Source organism: Brachybacterium saurashtrense (assembly GCF_003355475.1).
Taxonomy (GTDB): domain Bacteria; phylum Actinomycetota; class Actinomycetes; order Actinomycetales; family Dermabacteraceae; genus Brachybacterium; species Brachybacterium saurashtrense.
Map to the genome: position 1 here is coordinate 1,283,059 of NZ_CP031356.1, position 24,899 is coordinate 1,307,957.

The 24,899-nt window shown below is 73.2% G+C and carries 26 protein-coding genes and 2 tRNA genes; 13 read left to right on the top strand and 15 right to left on the bottom strand.

All coding sequences use genetic code 11. The features are described from left to right. The first annotated feature begins 71 nt into the window (after nt 1-71). The 4 genes from DWV08_RS05835 to DWV08_RS05850 all read left to right on the top strand — a co-directional run bounded on the left by DWV08_RS05835 (nt 72) and on the right by DWV08_RS05850 (nt 3,707). Complete coding sequence (locus DWV08_RS05835) at nt 72-1,013, top strand: ACP S-malonyltransferase (RefSeq protein WP_115412936.1); 942 nt, start codon at nt 72-74, stop codon at nt 1,011-1,013. 1 nt (nt 1,014) lies between these two features. Beyond that, the gene (locus DWV08_RS05840; protein WP_115412937.1) at nt 1,015-2,016 is read left to right on the top strand and encodes a beta-ketoacyl-ACP synthase III; all 1,002 of its coding nucleotides are present in this window, start codon (nt 1,015-1,017) and stop codon (nt 2,014-2,016) included. 126 nt (nt 2,017-2,142) lie between these two features. Beyond that, complete coding sequence (locus DWV08_RS05845) at nt 2,143-2,391, top strand: acyl carrier protein (protein WP_115412938.1); 249 nt, start codon at nt 2,143-2,145, stop codon at nt 2,389-2,391. 74 nt (nt 2,392-2,465) lie between these two features. After that, entirely contained in the window at nt 2,466-3,707 is a 1,242-nt protein-coding gene (locus tag DWV08_RS05850; protein WP_115412939.1) for a beta-ketoacyl-[acyl-carrier-protein] synthase family protein, read from the top strand. A 182-nt stretch (nt 3,708-3,889) separates the two neighbouring features. Here DWV08_RS05850 and DWV08_RS05855 read toward each other — a convergent pair whose 3' ends face one another. The 5 genes from DWV08_RS05855 to DWV08_RS05875 all read right to left on the bottom strand — a co-directional run bounded on the left by DWV08_RS05855 (nt 3,890) and on the right by DWV08_RS05875 (nt 6,796). Beyond that, entirely contained in the window at nt 3,890-4,381 is a 492-nt protein-coding gene (locus tag DWV08_RS05855; protein ID WP_115412940.1) for a DUF3145 domain-containing protein, read from the bottom strand. A gap of 88 nt (nt 4,382-4,469) precedes the next feature. Continuing rightward, a complete protein-coding gene (locus tag DWV08_RS05860; protein WP_115412941.1) occupies nt 4,470-4,961 on the bottom strand; it encodes a peptide deformylase in 492 nt (163 codons plus the stop codon). Further along, nucleotides 4,958-5,467 (bottom strand): OsmC family protein, encoded by a 510-nt coding sequence (locus DWV08_RS05865; RefSeq protein ID WP_115412942.1) that lies wholly within the window; start codon nt 5,465-5,467, stop codon nt 4,958-4,960. Before DWV08_RS05865 ends, DWV08_RS05860 begins: the two co-directional genes overlap by 4 nt. 77 nt (nt 5,468-5,544) lie before the next feature. Further along, nucleotides 5,545-5,616 (bottom strand) — tRNA-Asn (locus DWV08_RS05870). A 79-nt stretch (nt 5,617-5,695) separates the two neighbouring features. Beyond that, complete coding sequence (locus DWV08_RS05875; RefSeq protein WP_115412943.1) at nt 5,696-6,796, bottom strand: LacI family DNA-binding transcriptional regulator; 1,101 nt, start codon at nt 6,794-6,796, stop codon at nt 5,696-5,698. Between the two features lie 249 nt (nt 6,797-7,045). Here DWV08_RS05875 and DWV08_RS05880 point away from each other — a divergent pair. Continuing rightward, nucleotides 7,046-7,119, top strand: a tRNA-Ile gene (locus DWV08_RS05880). Nucleotides 7,120-7,184: 65 nt separating this feature from the next. On the opposite strand, the gene dnaG is transcribed toward DWV08_RS05880, so the two are convergent. The 3 genes from dnaG to dusB are packed head-to-tail and all read right to left on the bottom strand — an operon-like array spanning nt 7,185 to nt 11,712. Further along, the gene (gene dnaG / locus DWV08_RS05885; protein WP_115412944.1) at nt 7,185-9,155 is read right to left on the bottom strand and encodes a DNA primase; all 1,971 of its coding nucleotides are present in this window, start codon (nt 9,153-9,155) and stop codon (nt 7,185-7,187) included. 4 nt (nt 9,156-9,159) lie between these two features. Beyond that, nucleotides 9,160-10,479, bottom strand: coding sequence for a deoxyguanosinetriphosphate triphosphohydrolase (locus DWV08_RS05890; protein ID WP_115412945.1), 1,320 nt, complete (start codon nt 10,477-10,479; stop codon nt 9,160-9,162). Between the two features lie 3 nt (nt 10,480-10,482). Beyond that, nucleotides 10,483-11,712, bottom strand: coding sequence for a tRNA dihydrouridine synthase DusB (gene dusB / locus DWV08_RS05895; protein WP_115412946.1), 1,230 nt, complete (start codon nt 11,710-11,712; stop codon nt 10,483-10,485). A gap of 233 nt (nt 11,713-11,945) precedes the next feature. On the opposite strand from dusB, the gene DWV08_RS05900 reads away from it, so the two are divergent. Further along, nucleotides 11,946-12,986, top strand: coding sequence for an LLM class flavin-dependent oxidoreductase (locus tag DWV08_RS05900; RefSeq protein ID WP_115412947.1), 1,041 nt, complete (start codon nt 11,946-11,948; stop codon nt 12,984-12,986). Nucleotides 12,987-13,074: 88 nt separating this feature from the next. Continuing rightward, nucleotides 13,075-13,569, top strand: coding sequence for a helix-turn-helix domain-containing protein (locus DWV08_RS05905; protein ID WP_115412948.1), 495 nt, complete (start codon nt 13,075-13,077; stop codon nt 13,567-13,569). Here DWV08_RS05905 and DWV08_RS05910 read toward each other — a convergent pair. From DWV08_RS05910 to DWV08_RS05925, 4 genes are all read right to left on the bottom strand, one after another. Then, the gene (locus tag DWV08_RS05910) at nt 13,547-14,149 is read right to left on the bottom strand and encodes a ClpP family protease (RefSeq protein WP_115412949.1); all 603 of its coding nucleotides are present in this window, start codon (nt 14,147-14,149) and stop codon (nt 13,547-13,549) included. The genes DWV08_RS05905 and DWV08_RS05910 overlap by 23 nt on opposite strands. Further along, nucleotides 14,146-14,811, bottom strand: coding sequence for a ClpP family protease (locus tag DWV08_RS05915; protein WP_115412950.1), 666 nt, complete (start codon nt 14,809-14,811; stop codon nt 14,146-14,148). The genes DWV08_RS05910 and DWV08_RS05915 overlap by 4 nt, the downstream gene beginning before the upstream one ends. Nucleotides 14,812-14,896: 85 nt before the next feature. Next, nucleotides 14,897-15,940, bottom strand: coding sequence for a DUF4037 domain-containing protein (locus DWV08_RS05920; RefSeq protein WP_115412951.1), 1,044 nt, complete (start codon nt 15,938-15,940; stop codon nt 14,897-14,899). Nucleotides 15,941-16,127: 187 nt separating this feature from the next. Beyond that, nucleotides 16,128-17,519 carry a glycine--tRNA ligase gene (locus DWV08_RS05925; protein WP_115412952.1) on the bottom strand — a complete coding sequence of 464 codons (1,392 nt, stop codon included), beginning with the start codon at nt 17,517-17,519 and terminating at the stop codon, nt 16,128-16,130. A 137-nt stretch (nt 17,520-17,656) separates the two neighbouring features. Between DWV08_RS05925 and DWV08_RS05930 the strand changes: the two genes are divergently transcribed. Genes DWV08_RS05930 through DWV08_RS05950 form a run of 5 tightly spaced genes read left to right on the top strand, consistent with a single transcriptional unit; the run spans nt 17,657 to nt 21,411 of the window. Beyond that, on the top strand, nt 17,657-18,631 hold the full coding sequence (locus tag DWV08_RS05930; protein ID WP_241237381.1) for a metal ABC transporter substrate-binding protein: 975 nt from the start codon (nt 17,657-17,659) through the stop codon (nt 18,629-18,631). After that, nucleotides 18,622-19,392 (top strand): metal ABC transporter ATP-binding protein, encoded by a 771-nt coding sequence (locus DWV08_RS05935; protein ID WP_420897515.1) that lies wholly within the window; start codon nt 18,622-18,624, stop codon nt 19,390-19,392. The genes DWV08_RS05930 and DWV08_RS05935 overlap by 10 nt, the downstream gene beginning before the upstream one ends. Further along, a complete protein-coding gene (locus tag DWV08_RS05940) occupies nt 19,389-20,315 on the top strand; it encodes a metal ABC transporter permease (protein WP_115412954.1) in 927 nt (308 codons plus the stop codon). Before DWV08_RS05935 ends, DWV08_RS05940 begins: the two co-directional genes overlap by 4 nt. A gap of 32 nt (nt 20,316-20,347) precedes the next feature. Next, nucleotides 20,348-20,800: a Fur family transcriptional regulator gene (locus DWV08_RS05945; protein ID WP_115412955.1), complete on the top strand. Its 453-nt coding sequence runs from the start codon at nt 20,348-20,350 to the stop codon at nt 20,798-20,800. Beyond that, the gene (locus DWV08_RS05950) at nt 20,797-21,411 is read left to right on the top strand and encodes a DedA family protein (RefSeq protein WP_115412956.1); all 615 of its coding nucleotides are present in this window, start codon (nt 20,797-20,799) and stop codon (nt 21,409-21,411) included. The genes DWV08_RS05945 and DWV08_RS05950 overlap by 4 nt, the downstream gene beginning before the upstream one ends. On the opposite strand, the gene DWV08_RS05955 is transcribed toward DWV08_RS05950, so the two are convergent. Then, the gene (locus DWV08_RS05955; RefSeq protein ID WP_115412957.1) at nt 21,408-22,208 is read right to left on the bottom strand and encodes an isoprenyl transferase; all 801 of its coding nucleotides are present in this window, start codon (nt 22,206-22,208) and stop codon (nt 21,408-21,410) included. The two genes, DWV08_RS05950 and DWV08_RS05955, sit on opposite strands and share 4 nt — an antisense overlap. A 64-nt stretch (nt 22,209-22,272) precedes the next feature. Beyond that, a complete protein-coding gene (recO, locus tag DWV08_RS05960; protein ID WP_115412958.1) occupies nt 22,273-23,007 on the bottom strand; it encodes a DNA repair protein RecO in 735 nt (244 codons plus the stop codon). A gap of 185 nt (nt 23,008-23,192) precedes the next feature. Between recO and DWV08_RS05965 the strand changes: the two genes are divergently transcribed. Further along, a complete protein-coding gene (locus DWV08_RS05965; RefSeq protein ID WP_115412959.1) occupies nt 23,193-23,906 on the top strand; it encodes an EcsC family protein in 714 nt (237 codons plus the stop codon). 4 nt (nt 23,907-23,910) lie between these two features. Here the strand turns inward: DWV08_RS05965 and DWV08_RS05970 are convergent, their stop codons facing one another. Further along, nucleotides 23,911-24,888, bottom strand: a complete 978-nt coding sequence (locus DWV08_RS05970; protein WP_241237379.1) for a LysR substrate-binding domain-containing protein — start codon at nt 24,886-24,888, stop codon at nt 23,911-23,913. Nucleotides 24,889-24,899 lie beyond the last annotated feature (11 nt).

A 24,899-nucleotide genomic window follows, 5' to 3' on the forward strand; every position in this document is an offset into this window, starting at 1 on the left:
CGCCCCACACCCCGTCGGCCCGTCTCGACCCCGAGCGGGCCTTTCCTGTTCCCACTCCCCTGGAGGTTCCCGTGCTCGCGATCGTCTGTCCCGGACAAGGGGCGCAGAAGCCCGGATTCCTGAGCCCCTGGCTCGAGCTCCCCGGCGTCGAGGACGCGCTCTCGGCGCTCTCCGAGGCGGGCGGCGTCGACCTGCTGCGCCACGGCACCGAGTCCGATGCGGACACGATCCGCGACACCGCGGTGGCGCAGCCGCTGCTGGTCGCCGCCGGCATCCTCGCCGCCGCCGGCCTCTACCAGGAGCAGGCCCTCCCCGCGCCGGACATGGTCGCCGGCCACAGCGTGGGAGAGCTCACCGCCGCCGCGCTCGGCGGCGTGCTCAGCAACGGCGACGCGATGCGCCTGGTCGCCGCCCGCTCGCAGGCGATGGCGACCGCCGCCGCGGCCGAGCCCACCTCCATGGCCGCGGTGGTGGGCGGCACCCGCGAGGACGTGCTGGCCGCCATCGAGCGCCACGGACTGCACCCCGCGAACCTCAACTCCGCCGCGCAGGTGGTCGCCGCCGGCGCGAGCGAGAGGATCGCCGCCCTGGCCGAGGACGGCCCCGCCAAGGCCCGCGTGATCCCGCTGCAGGTGGCCGGCGCGTTCCACACCCCCTACATGGCCTCGGCCCGCTCGGCGCTCGCAGAGTTCGCGCCCACCCTCACCCCCACAGATCCCGCCGTCCCGCTGCTGTCCAACGCCGGCGGCGAGGTGGTCACCTCCGGAGGCCGCTACCTCGAGCTGATCGTCGAGCAGGTGGCCTCCCCGGTGGACTGGGAGTCGTGCATGGCCGGGATGCGCGAGCGCGGCGTCACGGCGATGCTCGAGGTGGCGCCCGCCGGCACCCTCACCGGGCTCGCCAAGCGCGAGCTGAAGGGCATCTCCCTGGCGAACCTCAACACCCCCGACGACCTCGAGCAGGCGCGCGCCCTGGTGCGCGAGCACGCCGGCCGCACGGACCAGGAGAACTGACATGGCACCGACGCTCACCGCCCGCCCCACGGTCCCGGGGGCGCAGGTGCTCGCCTACGGCGCGGCGCGCGGCGACCTCGTGGTCCCCAACGACGACCTCGTCGGTCCCATCGACTCCTCCGACGAGTGGATCCGGCAGCGCACCGGGATCGTCACCCGACGGCGCGCCAGCGCCGCCGTCGGCGTCGAGGACCTCTCCCTCACCGCCGCGCAGGAGGCGCTCGAGCGCTCCGGCATCGCGCTGGACACGCTCGACGCGATCATCGTCTCCACCATCTCCTTCCCCTACGCGACCCCGTCGCTCGCCACCCGGCTCGCCGGGAAGCTGGGCCGGCCGGACGTCATCGCCTACGACATCTCCGCCGCCTGCGCCGGCTTCGCCTACGGGATCGGCCAGGCCGATGCGCTGATCCGCTCCGGCGCGGCCCGGCACGTGCTCGTGATCGGGGCGGAGAAGCTCTCCGACTTCGTCTCCCCCACCGACCGCTCCATCTCCTTCCTGCTGGGCGACGGGGCGGGCGCCGCCGTGGTGGGCCCCAGCGACACGCCGAGGATCGGCCCCACCGTGTGGGGCAGCGACGGCGACAACTGGCACACCATCCGGATGACCGGCTCGATGATCGACTTCCGCGACGGCACCGCCGAGTGGCCCACCCTCGAGCAGGACGGCCGCACCGTGTTCCGCTGGGCCGTGTGGCACACCGCCGCGAAGATCCGCGAGATGCTCGAGGCCTCCGGCCTGGGCGTGGAGGACATCGACGTGTTCGTGCCGCACCAGGCCAACATGCGGATCATCGACGAGCTGGTGAAGCAGCTGGGCCTGGGCGAGGACGTGGTGGTGGGCCGGGACATCGCCGAGACCGGCAACACCTCCGCCGCCTCGATCCCGCTGGCCACCCACCGCCTGCTCGAGGAGGGCGCCGCCCGCAGCGGCGACGTACTGGTGCAGTTCGGCTTCGGCGCCGGCCTCGCCTACGCCGGCCAGGTGCTGATCCTGCCCTGAGCCCCTCCTGACGGGGATGTCGCCCGCGTCACGCCGCGACGTGACATCCTCCCTGCTGCCCGGTAACAACCATTCGCCCGGGTAGTCTGTGACCGCCACTCAATCCGCACACCCGAAGGAGCACCCATGGCACACACCGAGAACGAGATCCTCGCCGGACTCGCCGAGATCGTGAACGAGGAGACCGGTGTCGCCACCGAGGACGTCAAGCTGGAGAAGTCCTTCACCGACGACCTCGACATCGACTCCATCTCCATGATGACCATCGTGGTCAACGCCGAGGAGAAGTTCGACGTGCGCATCCCCGACGAAGAGGTCAAGAACCTCGCCACGGTCGGCGACGCCGTCAAGTACATCGAGGGCGCTCAGAACTGAGCCCCGCCTGACGCCCGGGACGCACCCGTCCCGGGCGTCGCCGTTCCGTCTGCCGCCCCGACCCGGAGGTCCGCATGTCCTCTTCCCGTTCCCGTGTCGCCGTGACCGGCCTCGGCACCGTCAACCCGCTCGGCGGTGACGTGACCTCCACCTGGGAGGCAGCCCTGGCCGGGACCTCCACCGCGCGCACCTTCGACAACGACTGGAAGGAGTCCTACGGCCTGTCCGTGGACTTCGGCTGCCAACTGGTGCCCGGGGCGCTGGACTCCCTGTCCCGCCCGGAGTCGAAGAAGCTGGACCCCTCGGGTCAGTACGCGATGGTCGCGGCCCGCGAGGCCTGGGCGGACGCCGGCACCCCCGACGTGGAGCCGACGCGCCTGGGCGTGGTGGTGGGCACCGGCATCGGCGGCATCTGGACCACGCTGGACCAGTGGGACGTGGTGCGCGAGCGCGGCGCCCGCCGGGTCAACCCGTTCACCGTCCCGATGCTGATGGCGAACTCGTCCGCCGCGAACATCTCGATGGAGCTCGGGGCGAAGGCGGGGGCGCACACCCCCGTCTCCGCCTGCGCCTCCGGCGCGGAGGCCGTGTCCCTGGGCATGAGCATGATCCGCGACGGCCGCGCCGACGTGGTCGTCGTGGGCGGCACCGAGGCCTCCATCCACCCGATGACCATCGCCGCCTTCGCGAACATCCGCGCGCTCTCGCCGCGGGTGGACGATCCTGAGCACGCCTCGCGTCCCTACGACGTGGACCGCGACGGCTTCGTGCTCGGCGAGGGCGCGGCCATCCTGATCCTGGAGAGCGAGGAGCACGCCGCCGCCCGCGGTGCTCGTGTGTACGCCTACGCCTCCGGCCGCGGCATGGCCTCCGACGCGCACCACATCTCCGCCCCCTCCGCGGAGGGCCAGGCGCAGGCGGTGCGCGAGGCGGTCACCGATGCCGGCGTCGCCGCGGCGGACGTCGTGCACGTCAACGCCCACGGCACCTCCACCCCGCTGGGCGACATCGGCGAGCTGCGTGCCGTCTCCGCCGCCCTGGACGGGCAGACCGATCAGATCGTGGTCACCTCCACCAAGTCGATGACGGGCCATCTGCTGGGCGGCGCGGGGGCGCTCGAGTCCCTCTTCTCGGTGCTCGCCTCGCACCACCGGGTCTCCCCGCCCACGATCAACATCGAGACGCTCGACCCCGAGACCCCGATGCGGATCGCGCAGAACGCCCCGGCCGAGCTGCCGGGAGGGGACATCGCCGTGCTGAACAACGCCTTCGGCTTCGGCGGCCACGACATCGCGGTGGTGTTCACCAGCGCCTGAGCACGGGCACGGGGCGCCTCCTCACCGCACTCGAGGACGACGTTCGGACCAGTATCCTTCGCGGATACTGGTCCGAATGCCGTCATGGGTGGGGGCGGCGGGCCGGCCGCGGGCGCGGTGCCGGAGCGCGCACGTCGTGCGGACCCGCGAGGCGGCGCAGGGCACCGGGCGCTGCGGTCGCCTCAGCTCACCCGGTGCAGCCAGCGCATCGGGACGCCCTCGCCGGCGTGGCGGTAGATCTCGAGGTCCTCGTCCCACGGCTCCCCGAGGGCGATCGAGAGCTCGCGGCGCAGCGCCACCGGGTCGTTCCCGGCGCGCTCCATGCAGCCGCGCACGTGGTCCTCGGTGAGCACGGTGTTTCCGGCGTGATCCGTGGCGGCGTGGTGGATGCCGAGCTCCGGCGTGCAGCTCCAGCGGGCGCCGTCGACGGCCGCGGTGGCCTCCTGGGTCACCTCGAAGCGCACCTCATGCATGCCGCGCAGGGCGCTGACCAGCCGGGCGCCGGTGTCCTCGCGGCCGCGCCAGCCCATCTCGGCACGCTGGAGGCCCCGGCCCACCGGCTGCTCCTCCCACCGGATCCGCGCAGGCGTGCCGAGAACTCCGCTGGCGGCCCAGTCGATGTGCGGCGTGAGGGCCCGCGGAGCGGAGTGAACATACAGAACGCCCTGGGTCATCTCGTCCCTTTCGGTCTCCGATGCGTCTTCCCCAACGAATCGGTACCGCGAGAGGGCGTGCTGACAGTGCGTTCCTGCTGTGAGGAGCTTAGAGGGTCTCCCTGATCTGGCGCAACGCCCGCTTCTTCACGGAGCGCTCAAGGCCGTCGATGTACAGGGCGCCGTCGAGGTGCCCCACCTCGTGCTGGATGAGCCGTGCCACGATCCCCTCGCCGGCCAGCTCGATCTCCTCGCCCTCCACGTTCATGCCCACGCAGCGGGCGTACGCGGAGCGGGTGCGCGGGAAGAACAGCCCCGGCACGGAGAGGCAGCCCTCGTCGTCGTGCTGCAGCTCCTCGGAGAGCTCCACGATGACGGGGTTGAGGATGCAGCCCAGGCCGCCCTCCTTGCCCAGGTTCCAGGAGAAGGCCCGCAGGCTCACGCCGATCTGGTTCGCGGCCACGCCAGCGCGGCCGTCGTCGTCCACCGTGTCGAGGAGGTCCTGCACGAGGGTGCGGGTGCCGTCGGTGATGGTGCGCACGGGGTCGCAGGGGGTGCGCAGCACGGGATCGCCGACGATCCGGATGGGGCGGACGGTCATGCGGAGGTCTCCTCGCCGTGCTGCTCTGTCGCCGCGGCGTCCGCCGCGGAGTTCTCGTCGGCGCCGAGCACGCGATGCGTCACCTCGACGCCGGGCACCACGCTGCGCTCCACGGTGCAGCCCGCGGCGACGGCCCGCCCGAACACCTTCGTGACTGTCTGGATCTCGGCCTCGGTGAGCCCCTCGAGCGGGAGCTGCACCTCCTCGGCGATCGAGAGGTAGCGGTTCTGCTCCTCATCGGAGAGGCCGTGCGCCCACAGACGCATGTCGAAGTCCTCGCCGAGACGCCGCGAGAGGTTCACGTCGCTGCTCATCCCGGCGCAGCCGATCAGTGCGAGCTTCAGCAGCTCCCCCGGAGAGATCTCGCCCTCGCCCTTGCCGATCGGGATCTCCACGCCGCGCTGGTTGCGGCCCACGAGGGTGCGATGGCCGGTGCGGTCCGCCCAGACGCTGCCGGGACCTGCGTTCTCCGGGAGCGGGAAGCGATCATCGGGGAGGGAGGTCAACGCCCTGCTCCTTCGTGGGTGACGGCCGTGGACATGACACAGCCCCGGAGTTCTCCGGGGCTGTGCTCTGCGATGGGCTCCCGCAGTTGGATTCGAACCAACAACCCTTCGATTAACAGTCGAATGCTCTGCCGTTGAGCTATGCGGGATCGACCTGGACGACTGTAGCAGGGTCCGGGGCCGGCGCGCATCCCGGAACCTGCCTCCGACCGGGGACTATGACGAAGGTTACGCCGGCGTGCCGCCGCGTCCCGACCACGGCTCCGGGGCCTGCGCCGTGGAGTCGCGCACGATCAGGGACGGCTCGATCACCCGCGCCTCCTGGGAGGTCCCGCGCGGGGCGTCCGCTGCGGCGACCACCTCGAGGAGGCGGTTCGCGGCCACCCTCCCGTACTCGATCGCCGAGCGGCCGATCGCCGTGATCGGCGGGCGGTGGGTGAGGGTGAGGGCGGAGTCCTCGTAGCTCGCCACGGCGACGTCCTGCGGGATCCGGCGGCCCGACTCCTCGAGCACGTGACAGCCGGCCAGCGCCATCTCGTCGCTGTCGAAGATGAGCGCGGTGGGCGCGTCCTCGCGCGCCAGCAGCGCGGCGGTGGCCACCTCCGCGCCGTGGGCGCCGAAGCCGGCGTTCTGCACCACCGGCGCCACGCCCAGCTCCTCGCAGCGGGAGGTGAACGCGCGGTCGCGCAGCAGGATGTGCAGGAAGTCCTCGTTGCCGGCCACGCGTGCGATGCGGCGATGGCCGCGCTCGGCGAGATGATCGACGAGCAGCCGGGTGGCGTGCGCGTCGTCCACGTACACCGACGGCAGGGAGCCGTGATGACCCGGCCCGCCGACCACCAGGGCGGGCAGAGCGAGGTCCTCCAGGGCGGGGATGCGCGGATCGTCCTGGCGCAGGTCCACCACGATCACGCCGTCCACGCGGCGCTGGGCGAGCCAGCGGCGGTAGGTGGCGATCTCGGCCTCGGTGGAGTCGACGATCTTCATCTGCAGGGAGTAGTCGTGCCGGCTGAGCACCTCCTGCAGTCCCGCCACGAACGCGCCGAAGAACGCCTCGGTGCCCAGCACCTCGGCGGGCCGGGCCAGCACCATGCCCACGGTGAGCACTGGCGCCCCGGCCAGCGCGCGGGCCGCCGGGGATGGCTCCCACTGCAGCTCCCGGGCGATGTCCATGATGCGGGCCCTGGTCGCGTCCGAGACGCCGGGGCGGCCGTTGACCGCGAGAGAGACCGCCGCCGAGGTGACCCCGGCGCGCTCGGCGATGTCCGCGATGGTGACGCGGCGCCCTCGGCCGCTCCCCCGCGGGCGTGACTGCGTGCTGGCGGCCATCGTCCACCCCTCCGGGGCCCCGCCCGGAGCGCCCCCAATCGACTGAACCGCTACAGTATCCGGTTGCCGGTGGTCACGCGAGTGGTGTGCGAGGTGCGGGAAGCGCTCTGATGCCCCCACGACCGGCGCACGGGGACACACCCCGGGACGGCGCGCGGAGCACCCACGACGAGCCGTCTCGTCCTCCCGCATCACGGCAGGTCACGGGGTCTGTTCGTGATAGATTCTCACGGCCCGCCCCGCGGGCACGGCCCAGTAGCTCAGCCGGTCAGAGCAGCGGACTCATAATCCGTCGGTCGCGGGTTCAAGCCCCGCCTGGGCTACCGTCGCCGTGGCGCATCGCCGTATCGCGCCGCATGCCACCACCGTCCCGTCGGCCGCCGGCCTGTCAGTCCACGCTCGAGCGCAGCGCACGCCGCCGTCCCTGCACCTGGGCCAGCCGCGCCATGATCTCCTGGTAGCGCTCGGCGTCGGCGGGATCGGTGCGCTGGAGGCGCTGCTTGAGCACCGAGTACTCCCGGGTGATCGAGAGCTCCGTGAGCCGGTCCAGCAGGGAGTGCGCGAGCGTCCGCAGCCGTTCCTCGTCGCGGGCAGGAAGGTCCAGGTTCGCGATCTCCACGATGAGCGGGCGCACGGTCTCCCCCGCGATCTCGAGGACCTGCTCGAGGTAGCGGGCCGGGTGGAGGCTCCCCTCCACCGCGTCCAGCAGGGTGCCGGCGGCGAGCATCACGTCCCACACACCCTGCAGGGCGGGCACGTGGAACGCGTCGTCCGGCAGGGAGCCCACCTTCTCCGCGTCCAGCAGCTGCGGGGACTGCAGCATCACCGCGAGGGACTGCGTCTCCACCTGGCCCACCGGGTCGCGGGGGCTGACCACGTCGGCGAGGCGCGGCGCGGCGATCAGCGGCGGCTCCTCCGCCGTGCCGCCCTGCCCTGCCGCGTCGGCGCCCGGGCGTGCGGGCTCCGGCCGCGGCCCGGGCCGGCCCTCGCTGCGGGCGGCGTCGTGCACCGCGCGCAGCACCGTGGACTCGTCCATCCCCAGCCAGCCGGAGAGTCGTCGCGCGTACTCGGGGCGCATCGCCCGGTCGCGGATCCGTGCGACCACGGGCGCGGCCATGCGCAGGGCCGTGACCTGGCCTTCGACGGTGTCGAGGTCCACCTGGGAGATGGCGGTGCGGATCGCGAACTCGAACAGCGGCCGGCGCGTCTCGATGAGGTCCCGCACGGCCTGGTCCCCCTGGCTGATGCGCAGCTCGCAGGGGTCCATCCCGTGGGGCTCCACGGCCACGTAGGTCTGGGCGACGAAGCGCTGGTCCTCCTCGAAGGCGCGCAGGGCGGCCTTCTGCCCGGCGGCGTCGCCGTCGAAGGTGAACACCACCTCGCCGGCGAGGCCGCGGCCGTCGGTGTTCAGGCGCAGCCCTGCGGAGGGGTTCGAGTCCCCCATCACGCGGCGCACGATCTTCACGTGCTCGGCCCCGAAGGCGGTGCCGCAGGAGGCGACGGCGGTGGTGACCCCGGCCAGGTGGGCGGCCATCACGTCGGTGTAGCCCTCGACCACCACCACCCGGTGCTCGGAGGAGATGGCCTTGCGGGCGATGTCCAGGCCGTACAGCACGCTGGACTTGTGGTAGATCGCGGTCTCGGGGGTGTTGAGGTACTTGGGGCCCTGATCGGACTCCAGCAGCTTGCGGGCGCCGAAGCCGATGGTGTTGCCGGTGATGTCGCGGATCGGCCACACCAGCCGGCCGCGGAAGCGGTCGTAGACCCCGCGCCTCCCCTCGGAGACGAGGCCGCTGGCGGTGAGCTCCTCCTCGGTGAAGCCGCGCCCGCGCAGCACGGAGGTGAGGGAGTCCCAGCCCTCGGGGGCGAAGCCCACGCCGAAGTGGGCGGCCGCCTCCTTGTCGAAGCCGCGCTCGGTGAGGAAGCGTCGCCCCACCTCCGCGGCGGGGGTGTCGAGCTGCTCGCGGTAGTACTCCTCCGCGATCGCGTGGGCGTCCAGCAGGCGCCGCCGGGTGCCGAAGTCCGGACGGTCGCCGCGGCCCTCCCCCGCGTCCTCGTACTGCAGCTGGATGCCGTAGCGGCCGGCCAGCAGCTCCACCGCCTCGACGAAGCTGAGGTGGTTGATCTTCTGGACGAAGGAGATCACGTCCCCGCCCTCGCCGCAGCCGAAGCAGTGCCAGTGGCCCAGCTGGGGGCGGATGTTGAACGACGGGGTCTTCTCGTCGTGGAACGGGCACAGCCCCTTCATCGATCCGATGCCGGCGGTGCGCAGGGTGACGTGCTCGGAGACCACCTCGTCCAGGCGCGCGCGCTCGCGCACCAGGTCCACGTCGGCCCGACGGATCAGCCCTCTCGCCACGCGCTCAGAGCTCCGAGCCGAGGCCGGGCAGGGGCGTGTCCGCGGCGGTGACGTGCGTGAGGGCGCGATCGAACAGCACCTCGTGCAGGCGCCGCGCGGTGACGTCGGTGTAGGAGGCGATCTGGTCGATCACCACGCGGCGGCGGCCGTCGTCGTCCCTCGCGCCGTGCCAGAGCTCTGCGAACTGGGGACTGAGGTACTGGGTGCCGGTGTGCCACAGCCGCGAGTAGAGGTCGCGCAGGATCTCCTCCTGCGCCTCATACACCGGCTGCTGGGAGGCGGAGCTCATCACGTACGCGGCGGCGAGACCCTTGAGCACCGCGATCTCGAGGTGCGTCTGCTCGGGCACCACCACGTCCCCGCCGTACCGGGAGATCGGCCCGTCCCCGTGCGCGGCGCGGGTGGCGGCGATCGCGGAGCGGGTGAAACGGCCGATCAGCTGGCTGGCCATGTCCTTCAGCGCGGCGGCGGAGCGCATGGTGCCGGTGAAGGAGAGCAGCCAGCTGGGCTCGGCCTCGAGCCGGGCGAGGGCGGCGTCGAGCTCCTCGAGGGACTCGCCGGGCATGTACCAGTCCTGCACCACGTACAGCGCGGCGGCGCGCTCCATCGGGTCCTGGAGCTTCCTGAGGTCCAGGGTGAGGCCGGTGATCGCGTCCTCGATGTCGTGGACGGAGTAGGCGATGTCGTCGGCGAGGTCCATCACCTGCGCCTCGAAGCACTTCCGTCCCGGCACGGCGCCCTCGCGCGCCCACGTGTACACCGCGAGGTCGTCGGCGTAGGCCCCGAACTTGGGCGAGGCGGGATCGGGGCCGGCGCCTCGGGTCCAGGGGTACTTGATCGCCGCGTCCACGCAGGCGCGGGTGAGGTTCAGGCCGTAGGGGCGCTGCTCCCCCACCACCTTCGGCTCCAGCCGGGTGAGCAGGCGCAGGGTCTGGGCGTTGCCCTCGAAGCCGCCGAAGTCCGCCGCGAGATCGTCCAGCACCTTCTCGCCGTTGTGGCCGAACGGCGGATGGCCGAGATCGTGGGAGAGGCAGGCGGCGTCGACCACGTCCGGGTCGCAGCCGAGCTCCGCACCGATGTCGCGGCCCACCTGCGCCACCTCGAGCGAGTGGGTGAGCCGGGTGCGCACGAAGTCGTTCGCGCCCGCGCCGAGCACCTGGGTCTTCGCCCCCAGGCGGCGCAGGGCGGAGGAGTGCAGCACGCGGGCGCGGTCGCGCTGGAACGGGGTGCGGGCCTGGGACTTCGGCGGCTCCGGCACCCAGCGTTCGAGGTCGTGGTCGCTGTACCCCACAGGCGGCGCGGCGGGCTGGAGGGACGAGGTCATCGCTCAGCCCCCCGAGATGTCGAGCTCGGCCTCGTGCAGCCGTTCACGGTGCTCGTCGGTGAGGGCGCGGGAGTCCATCCAGCCCGTGGGGACGGTGGCGTTGCGCGGGTGGCCGCTGCGCCCGCGAGGACCCTCGACCCCGGCGCCCGGGTAGGGCGCCTCGAGGTCGAGCTCGGCGAGCTTCGCGTCGAGATCGGCGAGGGACTCCATGGTGGCGAGGCGGCGACGCATCTCCCCTCCCACGGGGTAGCCCTTGAAGTACCAGGCCACGTGCTTGCGGAGGTCCTTCACGCCGCGGTCCTCGCTCTCGTAGAACTCGGTGAGCAGCTCGGCGTGGCGGCGCAGGATCCGGGCCACGTCCCCGAGTCCCGGGCGCACGCGCTCGGCGCTGCCGGAGAAGGCGGCGGCGAGATCCGCGAACAGCCAGGGCCGGCCCTGGCAGCCGCGGCCGACGACCACGCCGTCGGCCCCGGTCTCGTCCATCATCCGCACCGCGTCCTCGGCGCTCCAGATGTCGCCGTTGCCGAGCACGGGGATGTCGGTGACGGTCTGCTTGAGATCGGCGATGGAGGTCCAGTCGGCGGTGCCGGAGTACTGCTCCTTCACGGTGCGGCCGTGCAGGGAGATGGCCGCGGCGCCCACCTCCTGCGCGATGAGGCCCGCGTCGCGGTAGGTGAGGTGGTCGTCGTCGACGCCCTTGCGGGTCTTGAGCGTGACGGGCACGTCCCCGGCGGCCTCCACCGCCGCCCGGAGGATGCGCGTGAACAGCTCGTCCTTCCAGGGCAGCACGCCGCCGCCCCCGCGACGGGTCACCTTGGGGACGGGGCAGCCGAAGTTGAGGTCGAGGTGGTCGGCGCCGTCGCGCTCCAGGATCATCTCCACCGAACGGCGCACCACCGCGGGATCCACGCCGTACAGCTGCACCGAGCGGGGACGCTCGCGCTCCGCCATCCGCAGCAGGCGCCACGACTCTCGGTGGTCCTCGAGCAGGGCGCGCGTGGTGACCATCTCGGTGGGGAACAGCCCGCCGTCGTCCGCGCTGTGCAGCGCGCCGAACTCGCGGCACAGCACCCGGAAGGCCATGTTGGTCACGCCCGCCATCGGGGCGAGCATCACCGGGGTGTCCACGGTGAGGTTCCCGATGGTGAGGGGTCGCCGAGGCACCTCCGTGCCGTGACCGGGGGCGGAGGTCGGGGCGGGGGCACCGGGCGGGGCGTCGTTCAGAAGGGTCATCGTCCTCGGATTGTCCCATCACCGGCGCCGCCATGGGAGGAGGCGGGGTGGTGATGTGCGTCGGCCGGGGTGGGGAGGAGCGGTGCGGTGCCATGGGGCGGAGCACCGCGGCGCCGCGGCACCGGCGGGTGCGGGCGCTTGGTCCCTGCGTCGCGCGCCGTGCGCGCGGGAGAATGGGGCATCGGCGCACAGTCCGCCCCGCGCCGACCGGCATCGCCTGAAGGAGGCGTGAGATGACCGCACCAGCACCCGCCACCCGGACGGCGCCCCGGATCGGCGTCGTCGCCCAGGTGGAGTACGCGGGCCTCGACGACGGCCGCGCGCTGTTCCTCACCGCGGAGGAGCTCGGCTACGACGTCGGCTACGTCCGCGTGCGGCACCTGCAGAACTCCCTCGCCTCCCCGCTGCTGTTCCTGGCCGCGCTGGGCCGGGACACCTCGCGGATCCAGCTGGGCACCGCCGTGATCCCGCTGCGCTTCGAGAACGCGGGCCGGCTCGCGGAGGACCTCGCCACGGCGGATCTCCTCACCGGCGGCAGGCTTCGGCCCGGACTCGGCTCCGGCTATTCCGCGCACGACGCGATCTACGCCCGCGCCTTCGGCGCACTGCCCGGGGACCGCGCCGAGCACGTGGACCGGGTGCTGCACGATCTGCTCTCCTTCCTGGACGGCGAGATCGTCGCGGGCGCGGATCGCCACATCGAGGAGGTCGACCCCGGCAGCCCGCTGCGGATCCAGCCGCAGGCCCCCGGGCTGCGGGAGCGTCTCGCCTACGGCGCCGCCAGCCCGGTGCGGGCGGCGATGGCCGGCCACGCCGGCCTGGGCCTGCAGCTGGCGACCATGGCGCCCGACGACGGCTCGGGCCGCTCCTTCGAGCAGCTGCAGCTGGAGGCGCTGGAGGCGTACCGGGAGGCGTCCCGGGCCGCGGGCCACGGAGAAGGGCACGTGATGGTCTCCCGCCAGATGCTGCCCGTACGCACCGAGGAGGAGCTCGAGCGGTACGTCACCCTCATCCCGCGCGAGCGCACCGCCGAGCCAGGGCTCGGCGACGAGCACCGCGCACCGGAGATCGCCGGGCACGATGCGGTCTACTCCCGGGTGGTGATCGACGACCCGGGCACCGTGGCCCAGGCGCTGCTGGCCGACGCCGTGGTGCAGGCGGCCGACGAGATCGCCCTGGTACTCCCGTTCGGCGCCCCGGCCGCGGACCAGCGGGAGATGCTGGGCACCTTCGCGGACCTGGTCGTCCCGCACCTGCTCACCGGGATCGTGTGACCGCGTGCCGCCGGTGCGACGGACTGCCTCGGTTCCGCCCAGAGCGGAGGCGCGGGCGGTCCCCGGCGGGGCGGCGTAGGTTCGGGCCATGGAGAGCCACGACACCCGGGACCGGACATCCCGCCCGCTCGGTGCGCCGTCGCGGAGCGCGGGCCCGAGCGTCGCACCGCTGCTGCGGGAGCTGCTCGGCGACCGTCTGCGCCGCGAGCGCCGACGGCAGGGCCGCACCCTCGCCGAGGTGGCGCGCCGGGCCGGGATGAGCATGCAGCACCTCTCGGACGTGGAGCGGGGACGCAAGGATCCCTCCTCCGAGCTGCTGGCCGCGGTGCTCGGCGCCCTCGGGGTCGCCCTGCCCGATCTGCTGGGGCAGGTCGCCGCACAGGGGTCGGCCGCGCACAGACCCGCGGCCGACGGCGCTCTCCACTCGGGCCGAGGCCGGGTGCTGGACCTCACGGCGCCGCGCCGCAGCGCCCCGCCCCCGGGGACCGACCGTCGCGGGCCGGGGCAGGGCGGCGCGAGCGCCCCCGCACCCGCCCGCTCCCCCGGCCCGCACGGCACGGTCAGGCTGCTCGCGGCCGCCTGAGCAGCACCTCGTCGGCGATCCCGTAGTCGACGGCCGCCTGCGCGTCCAGCACCCGTTCGCGCTCCAGGTCTCCCCGCACGGCGTGCCGGTCCTGCCCGGTGTGCTCGGCGAGCAGGCCCTCCACGGTGCCGCGCAGCCGCTCCACCTCCTCGGTGGCGAGGATCAGATCCGGCACCGCACCGCGTCCCTGCGCCTGGAGCGGATGCAGCACCACCCTCGTGTGCGGCAGCACCCAGCGCATCCCCGGCGTGCCCGCGGCGAGCAGCAGCACGGGCGCGGCGACGACCTGCCCGATGCAGGTGACCGCCACCCGGCTGCGGACGAAGGCGAGGGTGTCGTAGAGGGCCAGCACCTCCTGCACGTCCCCGCCCGGGGAGTTGAGGTAGAGATGGATCGGCGCGTCGGCGGCGTCGTTCTCCAGGTGCAGGATCTGGGCGATCGCCGTGTTCGCGACGCCGTCGTCGATCGGCGTGCCCACGTAGACGATCCGGTCGCTGAGCAGCCGGGAGAAGACGTCCGCGCTGCGCTCCGCGCCGGTGCGGGTGCGCTCGATGACCGAGGGGATGGTGTAGCCGCTCATCGCGTGCCCCCGACCCCCGCGGGCCGGCCGCGCTCGCCGTACAGGCCCAGCGGGAGCACATCCCGCAGATCGGCCAGCACATGATCGGCGAAGCCGTACGCCACCGCGGCCGGGGCGTCCCAGATCCGGTCCCGCTCGGATTCCCGCGCGATGGTCTCCACGCTCTGCCCGGTGCGCTCGGCGGTGAGGCGGATGAGCAGGTCACGGTTCCTGCGCAGGTCCGCCGCCTGCAGCTCGATGTCCGCGGCGCTGCCGCCGAACCCGGCCGAGCCCTGGTGCATCAGCACCTGGCCGTGCGGGAGCACGTACCGCTTCCCGGGCGTGCCCTGGGTGAGCAGGTACTGCCCGGCGCTGTAGGCCATGCCGAGCCCGACCGTGCGCACATCGCAGGGTACGAGGTCCATGAGGTCCCCGATCGCGAGCATCGCGGGGACCAGCCCGCCCGGGGAGTTGATCAGGAGCGTGATGTCGGCGGCAGGGTCCTCGGAGGCGAGCAGGAGCAGCTGGGCGGCCAGGCCCGCGCCGTTGTCCTGAGCCAGTTCGCGGTCCAGCAGCAGCACCCTCTGGTGCAGCAGCCGCGCGGCGGTGAGGGAGGCCAGGGTGGGCGCGGAGGGTGCGTCCTGAGCGTCGAGTCGAGGGGGTGCGGCGAGGTGCGGTGTCATGGCCTCAGCATGCGTCGGCCCCGGCCGCGGGGCGCGGTTCTCCGTCCAGCGCTGATCAGCGCGGAGCGGAGCGGGCCGGGAGGCCTCAGCCGCCGACGAGCCGGCGCCGCAGCACCGGATCGACCAGCACGCTCACGTGGTCGCTGATCTGCTCGGCCGTGCCGATCCCGGGCGTCAGCGCCCGGACCTCGGGATCGGTGATCCCCTCGGCGAGCAGCTCCGGGAGGCCGCGCAGCCCCAGATGCGGTCGGTCGAAGAAGGGCTCCACGGCGGGCTCGAGGGTGGGCAGGCCCACCCGTCCCTGGGCTGCGGCGGCTCGTGCGATCGCCGTGCCGAGGGCGCGCTGGCGGGTGCGCCAGTCCCGGGCCCGCAGCACCGCGAGGGCGGCCTCGCGCAGCCCCTGCCCGCCCGGCAGTGCGGCGGCGGAGCGTGCGAGCCACTTCCCGTAGGGTGCCCATCGTCGGTGCAGGAGATGCGCCAGGTGCAGGAGCGTGCGCACGTGGCGCGCCGCGATCACCGCGGAGCCGTCCTCGTCGCCGCGCAGTCCGGCGCGCCCCACGTCCGGGAGCTCCTGGCCGATCCGGGTCCAGTCGGCGCCGAGCGCGTAGCGCCTCACGTCCTCCGGGTACTGCGCGAGCCGCGCCCGGATCGCGGTGAGTGCGCCGGTGCCGTCGTGGAACACGGGACCGGCGGTGACCTCGAGCGCCGCCTGCCCGGTCAGCTGCAGCCAGTCCGCGAGGTCCAGCGGCGCGTCGGCGGCGAGGCGCCCCGGCGCGATCCCGACCCGCGAGGCGGCGAAGTCCGCCGCGCGGGCGACCTCGACGCGCTGGCGGACCACCGGCTCCCAGGTGGTCGCGAAGCGCGTGGGCAGTCCGCGCCAGCTCGCCGGGAGCTCCCGCTCGAGCAGCGCGTCGACCTCGTCGGCCGCGCCCTCCTCCTCGACGAGCAGGGTGAGCCGCAGTCCCCAGTCGTGGTCGCGGGACTGGGCGTCGTCGAACCCGAGCACGTCGGAGCCCGAGCCCAGCCGCGCCGCCGCGTGCGGGAGGCCGGGCAGCCGACGCTCCAGCAGGGGCGCCACCACCTCGCTGTGATAGTCGGCGGACAGCTCGAGGCCGGAGGCGCTGGTCATGGGAGCACTGTGCCATCCCACCAGGCGCCCCGTGGCGCGAACGGGCCGATGGCGGCACGAGGTGGCGATATCGCCGCCTCGTGCCGCCCCGCGCCCGGCGACGACGCCGGACAGACCGTCGCCGGACGGACGACGACGGGGCCGACGGAGCGCCGCCCCGTCGGCCCCGTCGGCCGTGGTGTGTCGCTCAGGCGCCGAGCAGGCGCGCCGCCAGGTAGGACTCGACCTGGTCCAGCGCCACGCGCTCCTGCTGCATGGTGTCGCGCTCGCGGATCGTGACGGCCTGGTCGTCGATGGTGTCGAAGTCCACGGTGACGCAGAACGGGGTGCCGATCTCGTCCTGGCGGCGGTAGCGGCGGCCGATCGCCTGGGTGACGTCCACCTCGACGTTCCAGTGCCTGCGCAGCCGGTCCGCGAGCTCGTTCGCGCGGGGCACGAGGTCCTCGCTCTTGGACAGCGGCAGCACGGCCACCTTGATCGGGGCGAGGCGCGGATCGAGCTTCAGCACGGTGCGCGTGTCCACCCCGCCCTTGGCGTTGGGGGCCTCGTCCTCGGTGTAGGCGTCCACCAGGAAGGCCATCATCGAGCGGGTCAGGCCGAAGCTGGGCTCGATGACGTACGGCGTATAGCGCTCGTTGTTCGCCTGGTCGAAGTACTGCATCTTCGTGCCCGAGCCCTCGGTGTGGCTGGAGAGGTCGAAGTCGGTGCGGTTGGCGATGCCCATCAGCTCGCCCCACTCGCTGCCCTGGAAGCCGAAGCGGTACTCCAGATCGATGGTGCCGGCGGAGTAGTGGGCGCGCTCGTCCTCCGGGACGTCGAAGCGGCGCAGGTTCTCCTCCTTGAGGCCCAGATCGAGGAACCAGTTCCAGCAGGCCTCGACCCACTCGGTGAAGTGCTGGTCCGCCTCCGCGGGCGGGGTGAAGTACTCGATCTCCATCTGCTCGAACTCGCGGGTGCGGAAGATGAAGTTGCCGGGGGTGATCTCGTTGCGGAAGGCCTTGCCCACCTGGCCGATGCCGAACGGGGGCTTCTGGCGGGTGGCCGTGACCACGTTGAGGAAGTTCACGAAGATGCCCTGCGCGGTCTCGGGGCGCAGGAAGTGCAGGCCGGATTCGCTGTCCACCGGGCCGAGGTACGTCTTGACCAGGCCGGAGAACTGCTGGGGATCGGTGAACTCACCGCGGGTGCCGCAATTGGGGCAGGCCACCTCCGCCAGGCCGCCCTCGGGAGCGCGGCCCTTCTTCGCCTCGAACGCCTCGACGAGGTGGTCCTCGCGGAAGCGGTTGTGGCAGCTGCGGCACTCCACCAGCGGATCGGTGAAGGTGGCGACGTGGCCGGAGGCCTCCCACACGCGCTTGGGGAGGATGATCGAGGAGTCCAGGCCCACCATGTCGCCGCGGGACTGCACGAAGGTGCGCCACCACTGGCGCTTGATGTTCTCCTTGAGCTCCACGCCCAGGGGGCCGTAGTCCCAGGCGGAGCGGGAGCCTCCGTAGATCTCACCGGCCTGGAACACGAAGCCGCGCTTCTTGGCGAGAGCGATGACGTTGTCCAGTGTGCTGGCGGGGGCCTTGGCCACGGGGAGACTCCTGGTGACGAGGTGGTCGGAACCCGCCCAGTCTAGCCATCGCCGCGTGTGTGAGGGCGCCCACCCCCGGACCCTCGATCGCCGCCCCGAGCTTGCCCACTCGGAGCCCTGTGGTGAGAATGATTGTCATGACGTTGATGCTCCGTCCCACCCGACGCTCCTTGCTCACCGCCGCCGGCCTCGGCACCGGCGCCGCGCTGCTCGCCGCCTGCGGCGGGTCCGGCGGGTCGAGCGGCGCCGGCCGGGGCGGGCTGGCCGTCGTGACCTCGGCCTATCCGCTGGGCTACCTGGTCTCCAGGGTGGGCGGGGAGCACGTGACCCTCACCGACCTCTCCTCCCCCGGCGTCGACGCCCACGGCCTCGAGCTCTCGGTGAAGCAGGTGATGGCGGTCCAGGAGGCGGACCTCGTGCTCCAGGTGCCCGGCTTCCAGGCCTCGTTGGACGACGCGATCTCCTCCCACGGGGACGAGAACGTGCTGGACGTCTCCTCGGTGGTGTCGCTGCTGCCCACCGACGCCGCCGACGAGCACGACCACGACGAGCACGCCGCCGAGGAGGGCGAGGACGCGCACGAGGGCCACGACCACGGCGCGTTCGACCCCCACTTCTGGCACGACCCCTCCCTGATGGCGGATCTCGCCGACGCGCTCGCCGAGCGCCTGGCCGAGCTCGCCCCCGAGCAGGCGGAGACGTTCACCGCGGCCGCCGAGGACCTGCGCACCGAGCTCGAGGAGCTCGATGCCGAGCTCGCGGACTCCTTCGGCGCGGTGGACGGCGAGAAGGCGTTCATCACCAGCCACGCCGCCTACGTGTACCTCGCCGAACGCTACGACCTGCACCAGATCGGCATCGCCGGCATCGACCCGGAGTCCGAGCCCTCCCCGCAGCGCCTGCTCGCGCTGGAGGACGTGGTCGAGGAGGAGGGCGTCACCACGATCTTCTTCGAGACCTCCGCCTCCCCGAAGGTGGCCCAGACCCTCGCCTCCAACCTCGGCATCGAGACCGAGGAGCTCGACAACCTCGCCACGCAGCTGCACGAGGATGCCGACTATCCTCAGGTCATGCGCGAGAACTGCGAGAAGCTGCTGGCGAGCTGGACGTGACCGCCCGGCCCGCACCCGTCGTCGAGATCACCGGCGCCTCCGTCTCCCGCGGCGGGCAGCGGGTGCTGCACGACGTGGACCTCCGTATCGCGCCCGGCGAGCTGGTGGCGCTGCTGGGCGCCAACGGCTCGGGGAAGTCCACCCTGCTGCGCGCCGCGGTGGGGGTGCTCCCCCTGGAGGCGGGCACGGCGAGGCTGTTCGGCCGCCCGGTGCGGCAGGGTCTCGCGCACACCGGGCTCGGCTACGTCCCCCAGGACTCGACCGAGGCCGGTTCCATCCCCGCCACCGCCCGGGAGACGGTGGCCAGCGGCCTGCTCTCGGCGCGCTCCTGGCGACCCCGCGCCCGTGACGTTCGGGTGACGCAGGCGCTCGAGGCGGTGGGGATGGCGGATCTCGCCGGCCGGCCCATCACCCGCATGTCCGGCGGGCAGCGGCGGCGGGTGATGATCGCCCGCGCCCTGGTGCGCTCCCCCGAGCTGCTGGTGCTCGACGAGCCGTTCTCCGGCGTGGACCTGCCCACCCAGGAGCTGATCGCGGGCCTGTTCCGCGAGCTCTCCGCCGCCGGCACCACCATCCTGGTGGTCCTGCACGAGACCGGCCCGCTCGCCGAGGACATCCGGCGCGCCGTCGTGCTCGACCACGGCCGCATCGTCCACGACGGCGCCGAGGGCGAGCGTCCCCGCCTCGACCCCGGCCACGACCACCCCGAGGACTCCGCCCCGCGGGACGCCTGCCTCGGTCAGGAGATCCATCCCCTATGAGCACGCCGCTGGACATCCTCACCTCCGATCTGCTGCGCTACCCGCTGCTGATCGCGGTGCTGATCGGGCTCACCGCCCCCGTCGTCGGCACCTACCTGGTGCAGAAGCGCCTCTCGCTGCTCGGCGACGGGCTGGGGCACGTGGCACTCACGGGCGTGGCCGCGGGCTGGCTGGTCGGTGCCTGGCTCTCCGTGACGCCGATGGACCTGCTGGCGATCCCCGGGGCGCTGGCCGCCTCCGTGATCGGGGCGCTGCTCATCGAGTACGTGCGCGAGGTGAGCCACACCAGCCGTGACGTGGCCCTGGCGATCCTGTTCTACGGCGGCATCGCGGGCGGCGTGGTGATCATCCAGCTCGCCGGCGGCACCTCCCAGAACCTCATGGCCTACCTGTTCGGCTCGCTCTCCACCGTCACCGGACCCGATGCCGCGATCTCCACCGTGCTGGCCGTGGTGGTGCTGCTGATCGGCGTGGGGCTCTCGGGCCTGCTCGCCGCCGTCACGGCGGACGAGGAGTTCGCGCGCGCCTCGGGGCTCCCGGTGCGGACGGTGAACGTGCTGATCGCCGTGATGGCGGCGCTGACGGTCACGCTGTCGATGCGGATCGTGGGCGCGCTGATGGTCTCCGCGCTGATGATCGTGCCGGTCGCCGCGGCCCAGCACCTGGTGGTCGGGTTCGCCCGCACCATGCGCACGGCGATGGCGATCGCGGTGGTGTGCGCGCTGGGCGGACTGCTGCTCACCGTGTACGTGGACCTGCCGCCCGGCGGCGTGATCGTGCTGATGACGATCGGCGTCTACGTCCTGGGCCTGCTGGTGCGCGCGCTGCGCCCAGCCCGGCCCGTCCCCGCCGTGGGCGGGCCGGGGCCCGGCCGCACCCCCGCCCCGGCCGCGGGCACACGTGCGACGCCCCACGACGGATAGAAGTCCCGCTCCCCCTGGGGGAGAATGAGCTCATGCAACGGAACACCCGCCAGCGCGCCGCGATCCTCGAGACGCTCTCCCGGCAGGACGACTTCCGCAGCGCCCAGCAGATCCACGAGCAGATGCGGGCCGACGGCGAGACCGTGGGCCTGGCCACCGTGTACCGCAACCTCCAGGCGCTGTCGCGCTCCGGCCGTCTGGACGTGCTCGTGGCCGGCGACGGCGAATCGCTGTACCGGCAGTGCGAGGACACCGGACACCATCACCACCTGGTGTGCCGGCAGTGCGGCCGCACCGTCGAGTTCCTCGCCCCCCGCCTGGAGGCGTCGATGACCGCGATCGCGCACGAGCACGGCTTCACCGACGTGGACCACACCCTCGAGGTGTTCGGGCTGTGCGAGAACCATGACGCCTCCGGCACCGCGGACGACGAGGACGGGCCCGCACCGCACGAGGACGGAGCGGGCGGGGCCGAGACCCGATGATGCAGTGGGTCCAGGAGCTGCCGCTGGTGCCGGCGGTGGCGTTCCTGTACGTGGTGATCTGGTGCCGCGCGGGCGCGACGTACCTGGTGGGTCGCGGGGCGCGCCGCGCCGCGAACCGCGGCCGCGTCGCCGCGTTCCTCACCTCCCCCGGGGTGTCCCGTGCCACCGCCCTGATCCACCGCTGGGGCGCTCCGGTGGTGGCGCTGAGCTTCCTCACCGTCGGCTTCCAGACCGCGGCGAACGCGGCGGCCGGCCTCACCGGGATGCCGGCGCGCCGCTACCTGCCGGCGCTCGCCGTGGGCGGCCTGGCCTGGGCCGTCATCTACGCCACGGTGGGTCTGGTGGCCGTCGGCGCCTGGTTCGAGCTGTTCCTGATCTCGCCGTGGGGCGCGGTGGCGGTGCTCGCCCTGGTGGTGGTGCTGGTCGCGGTGATCCTGCGGCATCGACGCCGCACCGGCGGGATCGGCGCCGCCGCCCGGGCCCTGGAGCTCGAGGCGCAGGCGGAGGACCCCGCGGCCTCCCCCGCCGCGCTGCCCGAGCCCTCCGCCTCGAGCGGGGACCGCGCGGCGGCCCCGCGCCCTGGCTCGCCGACCCCGGGCGCGCAGGACTAGGCGCCCTCCCCGGGGGCGTCGATCGCGCCGCCGTAGCGGCGATCCCGGCGGGCGTACTCCGTGATCGCCCGCCACAGCACCCGACGGTCCACGTCCGGCCACAGCTCCTCGACGAACACCAGCTCCGCGTACGCGGCCTGCCAGAGCAGGAAGTTCGAGGTGCGCTGCTCGCCGCTGGTGCGCAGGAAGAGGTCCACATCGGGCATGTCGGGGTCGTTCAGATGGCGGGCGAAGCTCTTCAGCGTGATGCCCCGACCGCTGAGCCGCCCGGCCCGGGCCTGCTCGGCGATCTCCCGCGCGGCGTCGACGATCTCCGCACGGCCGCCGTGGTTCACGCACATGTACAGGGTCATGCGGGTGTTGTCGCGGGTGAGCTCCTCCGCCTCGCGCAGCTCCTTGATGACGCTGCCCCACAGCCGCTGCTCCCGGCCGATCCACACGATCCGCACTCCCCAGGAGTGCAGGGTGTCCCGCTGTCGTCGCAGCACCGAGCGGGAGAACCCCATCAGGAAGCGCACCTCCTCCGGGGAGCGCTTCCAGTTCTCGGTGGAGAAGGCGTAGGCGGAGAGGTGGGTGACGCCGATCTGCAGAGCCCCGGCCACCACGTCCAGCAGCGCCGCCTCCCCCGCCTCGTGCCCTGCGGTGCGGGGCAGGCCCTGGCGGTTCGCCCAGCGGCCGTTGCCGTCCATCACCACGGCGACGTGCCCGGGAATGGTGGGGGCGGGCAGCTGCGGCGGCCGGGCACCGCTGGGGTGCGCGAACGGCTCCTGGTACCCGTGGCGAGCGGCACCGGTCATGGGGACCTCCTGGGTGAGGGACGGGATGGGGCGGGGTCGGGGCGGAGCGGGCGGCGAGAGCCCGTCACCGCTCCACGTAGTGCAGCGAGCGCACGGAGCGCTCCAGGTGCCAGGTGACGGTGTCGGTGATCAGGCGCCCGGCCTCCTGCGCCACGGTGTCGTCCGCCTCCAGCGCATTCTCCCAGTCCCCGGCGAGCAGGAAGATCATGTGCTCGAGCGCGGCCTGGCGCACGGCGATCGCGCCGGGCCGACGGCACGGCGTGCACACGAGCCCGCCCGCCCGGATGTCGAGGGCGTGGTGGGGGCCCTCGGCACCGCAGGAGGCGCACACCCGCAGCTCGGGCGCCCAGCCGGAGATCGCGAGCGTGCGCAGCAGGAACGAGTCCAGCACCAGCGGGGGCGGTATCCGGCCCTCGGCCATCGCGCGAAGAGCACCCACCAGCATGAGGAACCCGCGCTGATTGGGGTCCACGAACTCGTCGGTGAGGCGGTCGGTGGTCTCCAGCATCGCGCTGGCCGCGGTGAAGCGGCCGTAGTCGGCGCTGATCCCCACGGCGAAGGCCTCGATCGTCACCACCTGGGTGACGGTGTGGAGGTTCCTGCCGGCGTGCAGCTGCACGTCCACCAGGGTGAAGGGCTCCAGGCGGGCCCCGAAGCGGCTGCCGGTGCGGCGCACGCCCTTGGCGACAGCGCGCACCTTGCCGTGACGGCGGGTGAGCAGCGTGATGATGCGATCGGCCTCCCCCAGCGGGTGGGTGCGCAGGACGATCGCGTCGTCGCGGTAGAGCTTCTGCTGCATGATGCGTCGAGACTACGCCGCGACCGGGGCCGGACCGTGCAGGCGAACACCCTCCCGGTGGGGGCGTCGCTCACTCCTCGCACACCCCACCGGGCGGTCGGCGATCACGCGCGGCGGCACCGCAGCAGGCATGATGGCGCTGTCCGGCGGGGTCCGCCCCGCACCGAGAACCGGGAGGGGACACCATGGGGATCTTCCGCATGCTGCGCCGCGACGACACGGCGAGGACCACCGCGCGGCGCGCGATGGCGGAGGCCCGCAGCGGCGAGGCGACCGAGGGCGGGGCCGTGCAGCGCCTCATCGCCGCGATCCGCGACATCGGCCTGGACGGACGGCTCACCTATGCCTCGGCGGCGGAGGTCGCCCGGAAGGCCCAGCGCGGACGCGCCCGCACGCGGCCCGAGAAGGCGGTGCGGCGCCTCATCCGCTCCCACCGCCGCGGGGTGACCGCCGGCGGCTTCCTCACCGGGCTCGGCGGGGTGGTCACGCTGCCCGTGCTGCTGCCCACGAACGTGATGGAGTTCTACGTCCAGGCCACGCGCATGGTGGGCGCGATCGCCGTGGTGCGCGGCTACGACCTCGACGATCAGGAGATCCGCGTGCGGGTGCTCGCGGCGCTGCTCGCCGAGGAGTCCGAGCAGGTGCTGGGCGGCATCGGGCTCGGCCCGGTGGCGGGCGCGACCGGGCGCGGGGTGACCGGCCGCTTCACGGGCCCGCCCACCTCGGCCGTGGTCTCCGCGGTGGGCGGCCGGATGCTGAAGCGGTTCGGGCTGCGTTCGGCGCGGCTGTTCGGCAAGGCGATCCCGGGCCTCGGCGGCGTGCTCGGAGCGCTCTCGGACCGCAAGCAGCTCGCGAGGATCGCGCAGACCGCGCGGCAGAGCTTCCCACCGCTCGTCTGAGGGCTCAGGCGGGCAGGCGCGGGAGACCCTCGAGAGCGCTGAGCTCCTGGGCGGCGGCGCGCAGCGCGGCACGGAAGGCGAGCAGCGAGGGATGTCGTGCGGCGCCCGCCCGCGCCGCGGTGTACAGGGAGCGATGCGGGTCCCCCGGCGGGCGCCTCACCCGGGTGCCGCCGAGATGTTCCGCGGCGATGATCCCCGGCACGAAGGCCACCGCGTGGCCGGTGCGCACCAGGTGCACCTGCAGCAGCGGATCCGGGGTGGTGAAGCGCACCCGCGGCTCGATCCCCGCCTGGCGCAGGTAGGTGCGGGCCCAGAGGCCGGTGCGACTGCCCGCCGGGTCCAGAGCCCAGGGCGCCTCGGCGAGCTCTGCGAGGCGACCCGGGGCCGACCACGGGCCGACGTCCGGCAGCACCAGCAGCAGCGGATCGCGCAGCACCTCCTCGCGATCGGTGCCTCGGCGCACCACCTGCTGCCCGCCGGGGTAGTCCTCGCCGAGGATCACGTCGTAGCGGTGGGCGAGCAGCCCCTCGTAGGCGGGCTCCACCTCCTGCTGGGCCATCTCCAGCTGCAGATCCGGGGACCGCTGGGCGAGCACGGCCACCGTCGCGGGCGCCAGCGCGATCATCGGGGTCTGGAAGGACGCCACGCGCAGCAGCCCGCCCGCCTCACCGCTGGCCGCGGCGAGCTCCGCCTGGGCGGTCTCGAGCAGGCTGAGCACCTCCCCGGCGCGCCGGGCCAGCTGCACGCCGGCATCCGTGAGCACCACCCGCCGCCCCACCTGGCGCAGCAGCGAGACCTTCGTCTCCCGTTCCAGCTGGGAGAGCTGCTGCGAGACCGCCGAAGGCGACATCGAGTGCGCGCTCGCCACCGCTGACATCGTCTCCAACCTGCGCAGTTCGTGCAGCAGGAACAGTCGGTGCAGGTTCAGCATCCGCACCCCACCTTTCATGAAGCTCTGCTTCACGATACAGGTCAGGAACATTCGCTGGACCT

Coding starts and splice junctions, on each gene's coding strand:
- DWV08_RS05910 (WP_115412949.1), bottom strand. CDS start 14,149: ATGAGCGGCTACACCATCCCCTCGGTCATCGAGCGCACCCGCACCGGC.
- DWV08_RS05970 (WP_241237379.1), bottom strand. CDS start 24,888: ATGTTCCTGACCTGTATCGTGAAGCAGAGCTTCATGAAAGGTGGGGTG.
- DWV08_RS05905 (WP_115412948.1), top strand. CDS start 13,075: ATGGAGAGCCACGACACCCGGGACCGGACATCCCGCCCGCTCGGTGCG.
- DWV08_RS05915 (WP_115412950.1), bottom strand. CDS start 14,811: ATGACACCGCACCTCGCCGCACCCCCTCGACTCGACGCTCAGGACGCA.
- DWV08_RS05950 (WP_115412956.1), top strand. CDS start 20,797: ATGATGCAGTGGGTCCAGGAGCTGCCGCTGGTGCCGGCGGTGGCGTTC.
- DWV08_RS05845 (WP_115412938.1), top strand. CDS start 2,143: ATGGCACACACCGAGAACGAGATCCTCGCCGGACTCGCCGAGATCGTG.
- DWV08_RS05955 (WP_115412957.1), bottom strand. CDS start 22,208: ATGACCGGTGCCGCTCGCCACGGGTACCAGGAGCCGTTCGCGCACCCC.
- DWV08_RS05875 (WP_115412943.1), bottom strand. CDS start 6,796: ATGGCCGCCAGCACGCAGTCACGCCCGCGGGGGAGCGGCCGAGGGCGC.
- DWV08_RS05920 (WP_115412951.1), bottom strand. CDS start 15,940: ATGACCAGCGCCTCCGGCCTCGAGCTGTCCGCCGACTATCACAGCGAG.
- DWV08_RS05900 (WP_115412947.1), top strand. CDS start 11,946: ATGACCGCACCAGCACCCGCCACCCGGACGGCGCCCCGGATCGGCGTC.
- DWV08_RS05930 (WP_241237381.1), top strand. CDS start 17,657: ATGACGTTGATGCTCCGTCCCACCCGACGCTCCTTGCTCACCGCCGCC.
- dusB (WP_115412946.1), bottom strand. CDS start 11,712: ATGACCCTTCTGAACGACGCCCCGCCCGGTGCCCCCGCCCCGACCTCC.
- DWV08_RS05860 (WP_115412941.1), bottom strand. CDS start 4,961: ATGACCGTCCGCCCCATCCGGATCGTCGGCGATCCCGTGCTGCGCACC.
- DWV08_RS05890 (WP_115412945.1), bottom strand. CDS start 10,479: ATGACCTCGTCCCTCCAGCCCGCCGCGCCGCCTGTGGGGTACAGCGAC.
- DWV08_RS05850 (WP_115412939.1), top strand. CDS start 2,466: ATGTCCTCTTCCCGTTCCCGTGTCGCCGTGACCGGCCTCGGCACCGTC.
- DWV08_RS05855 (WP_115412940.1), bottom strand. CDS start 4,381: ATGACCCAGGGCGTTCTGTATGTTCACTCCGCTCCGCGGGCCCTCACG.
- DWV08_RS05945 (WP_115412955.1), top strand. CDS start 20,348: ATGCAACGGAACACCCGCCAGCGCGCCGCGATCCTCGAGACGCTCTCC.
- DWV08_RS05940 (WP_115412954.1), top strand. CDS start 19,389: ATGAGCACGCCGCTGGACATCCTCACCTCCGATCTGCTGCGCTACCCG.
- DWV08_RS05965 (WP_115412959.1), top strand. CDS start 23,193: ATGGGGATCTTCCGCATGCTGCGCCGCGACGACACGGCGAGGACCACC.
- recO (WP_115412958.1), bottom strand. CDS start 23,007: ATGCAGCAGAAGCTCTACCGCGACGACGCGATCGTCCTGCGCACCCAC.
- DWV08_RS05840 (WP_115412937.1), top strand. CDS start 1,015: ATGGCACCGACGCTCACCGCCCGCCCCACGGTCCCGGGGGCGCAGGTG.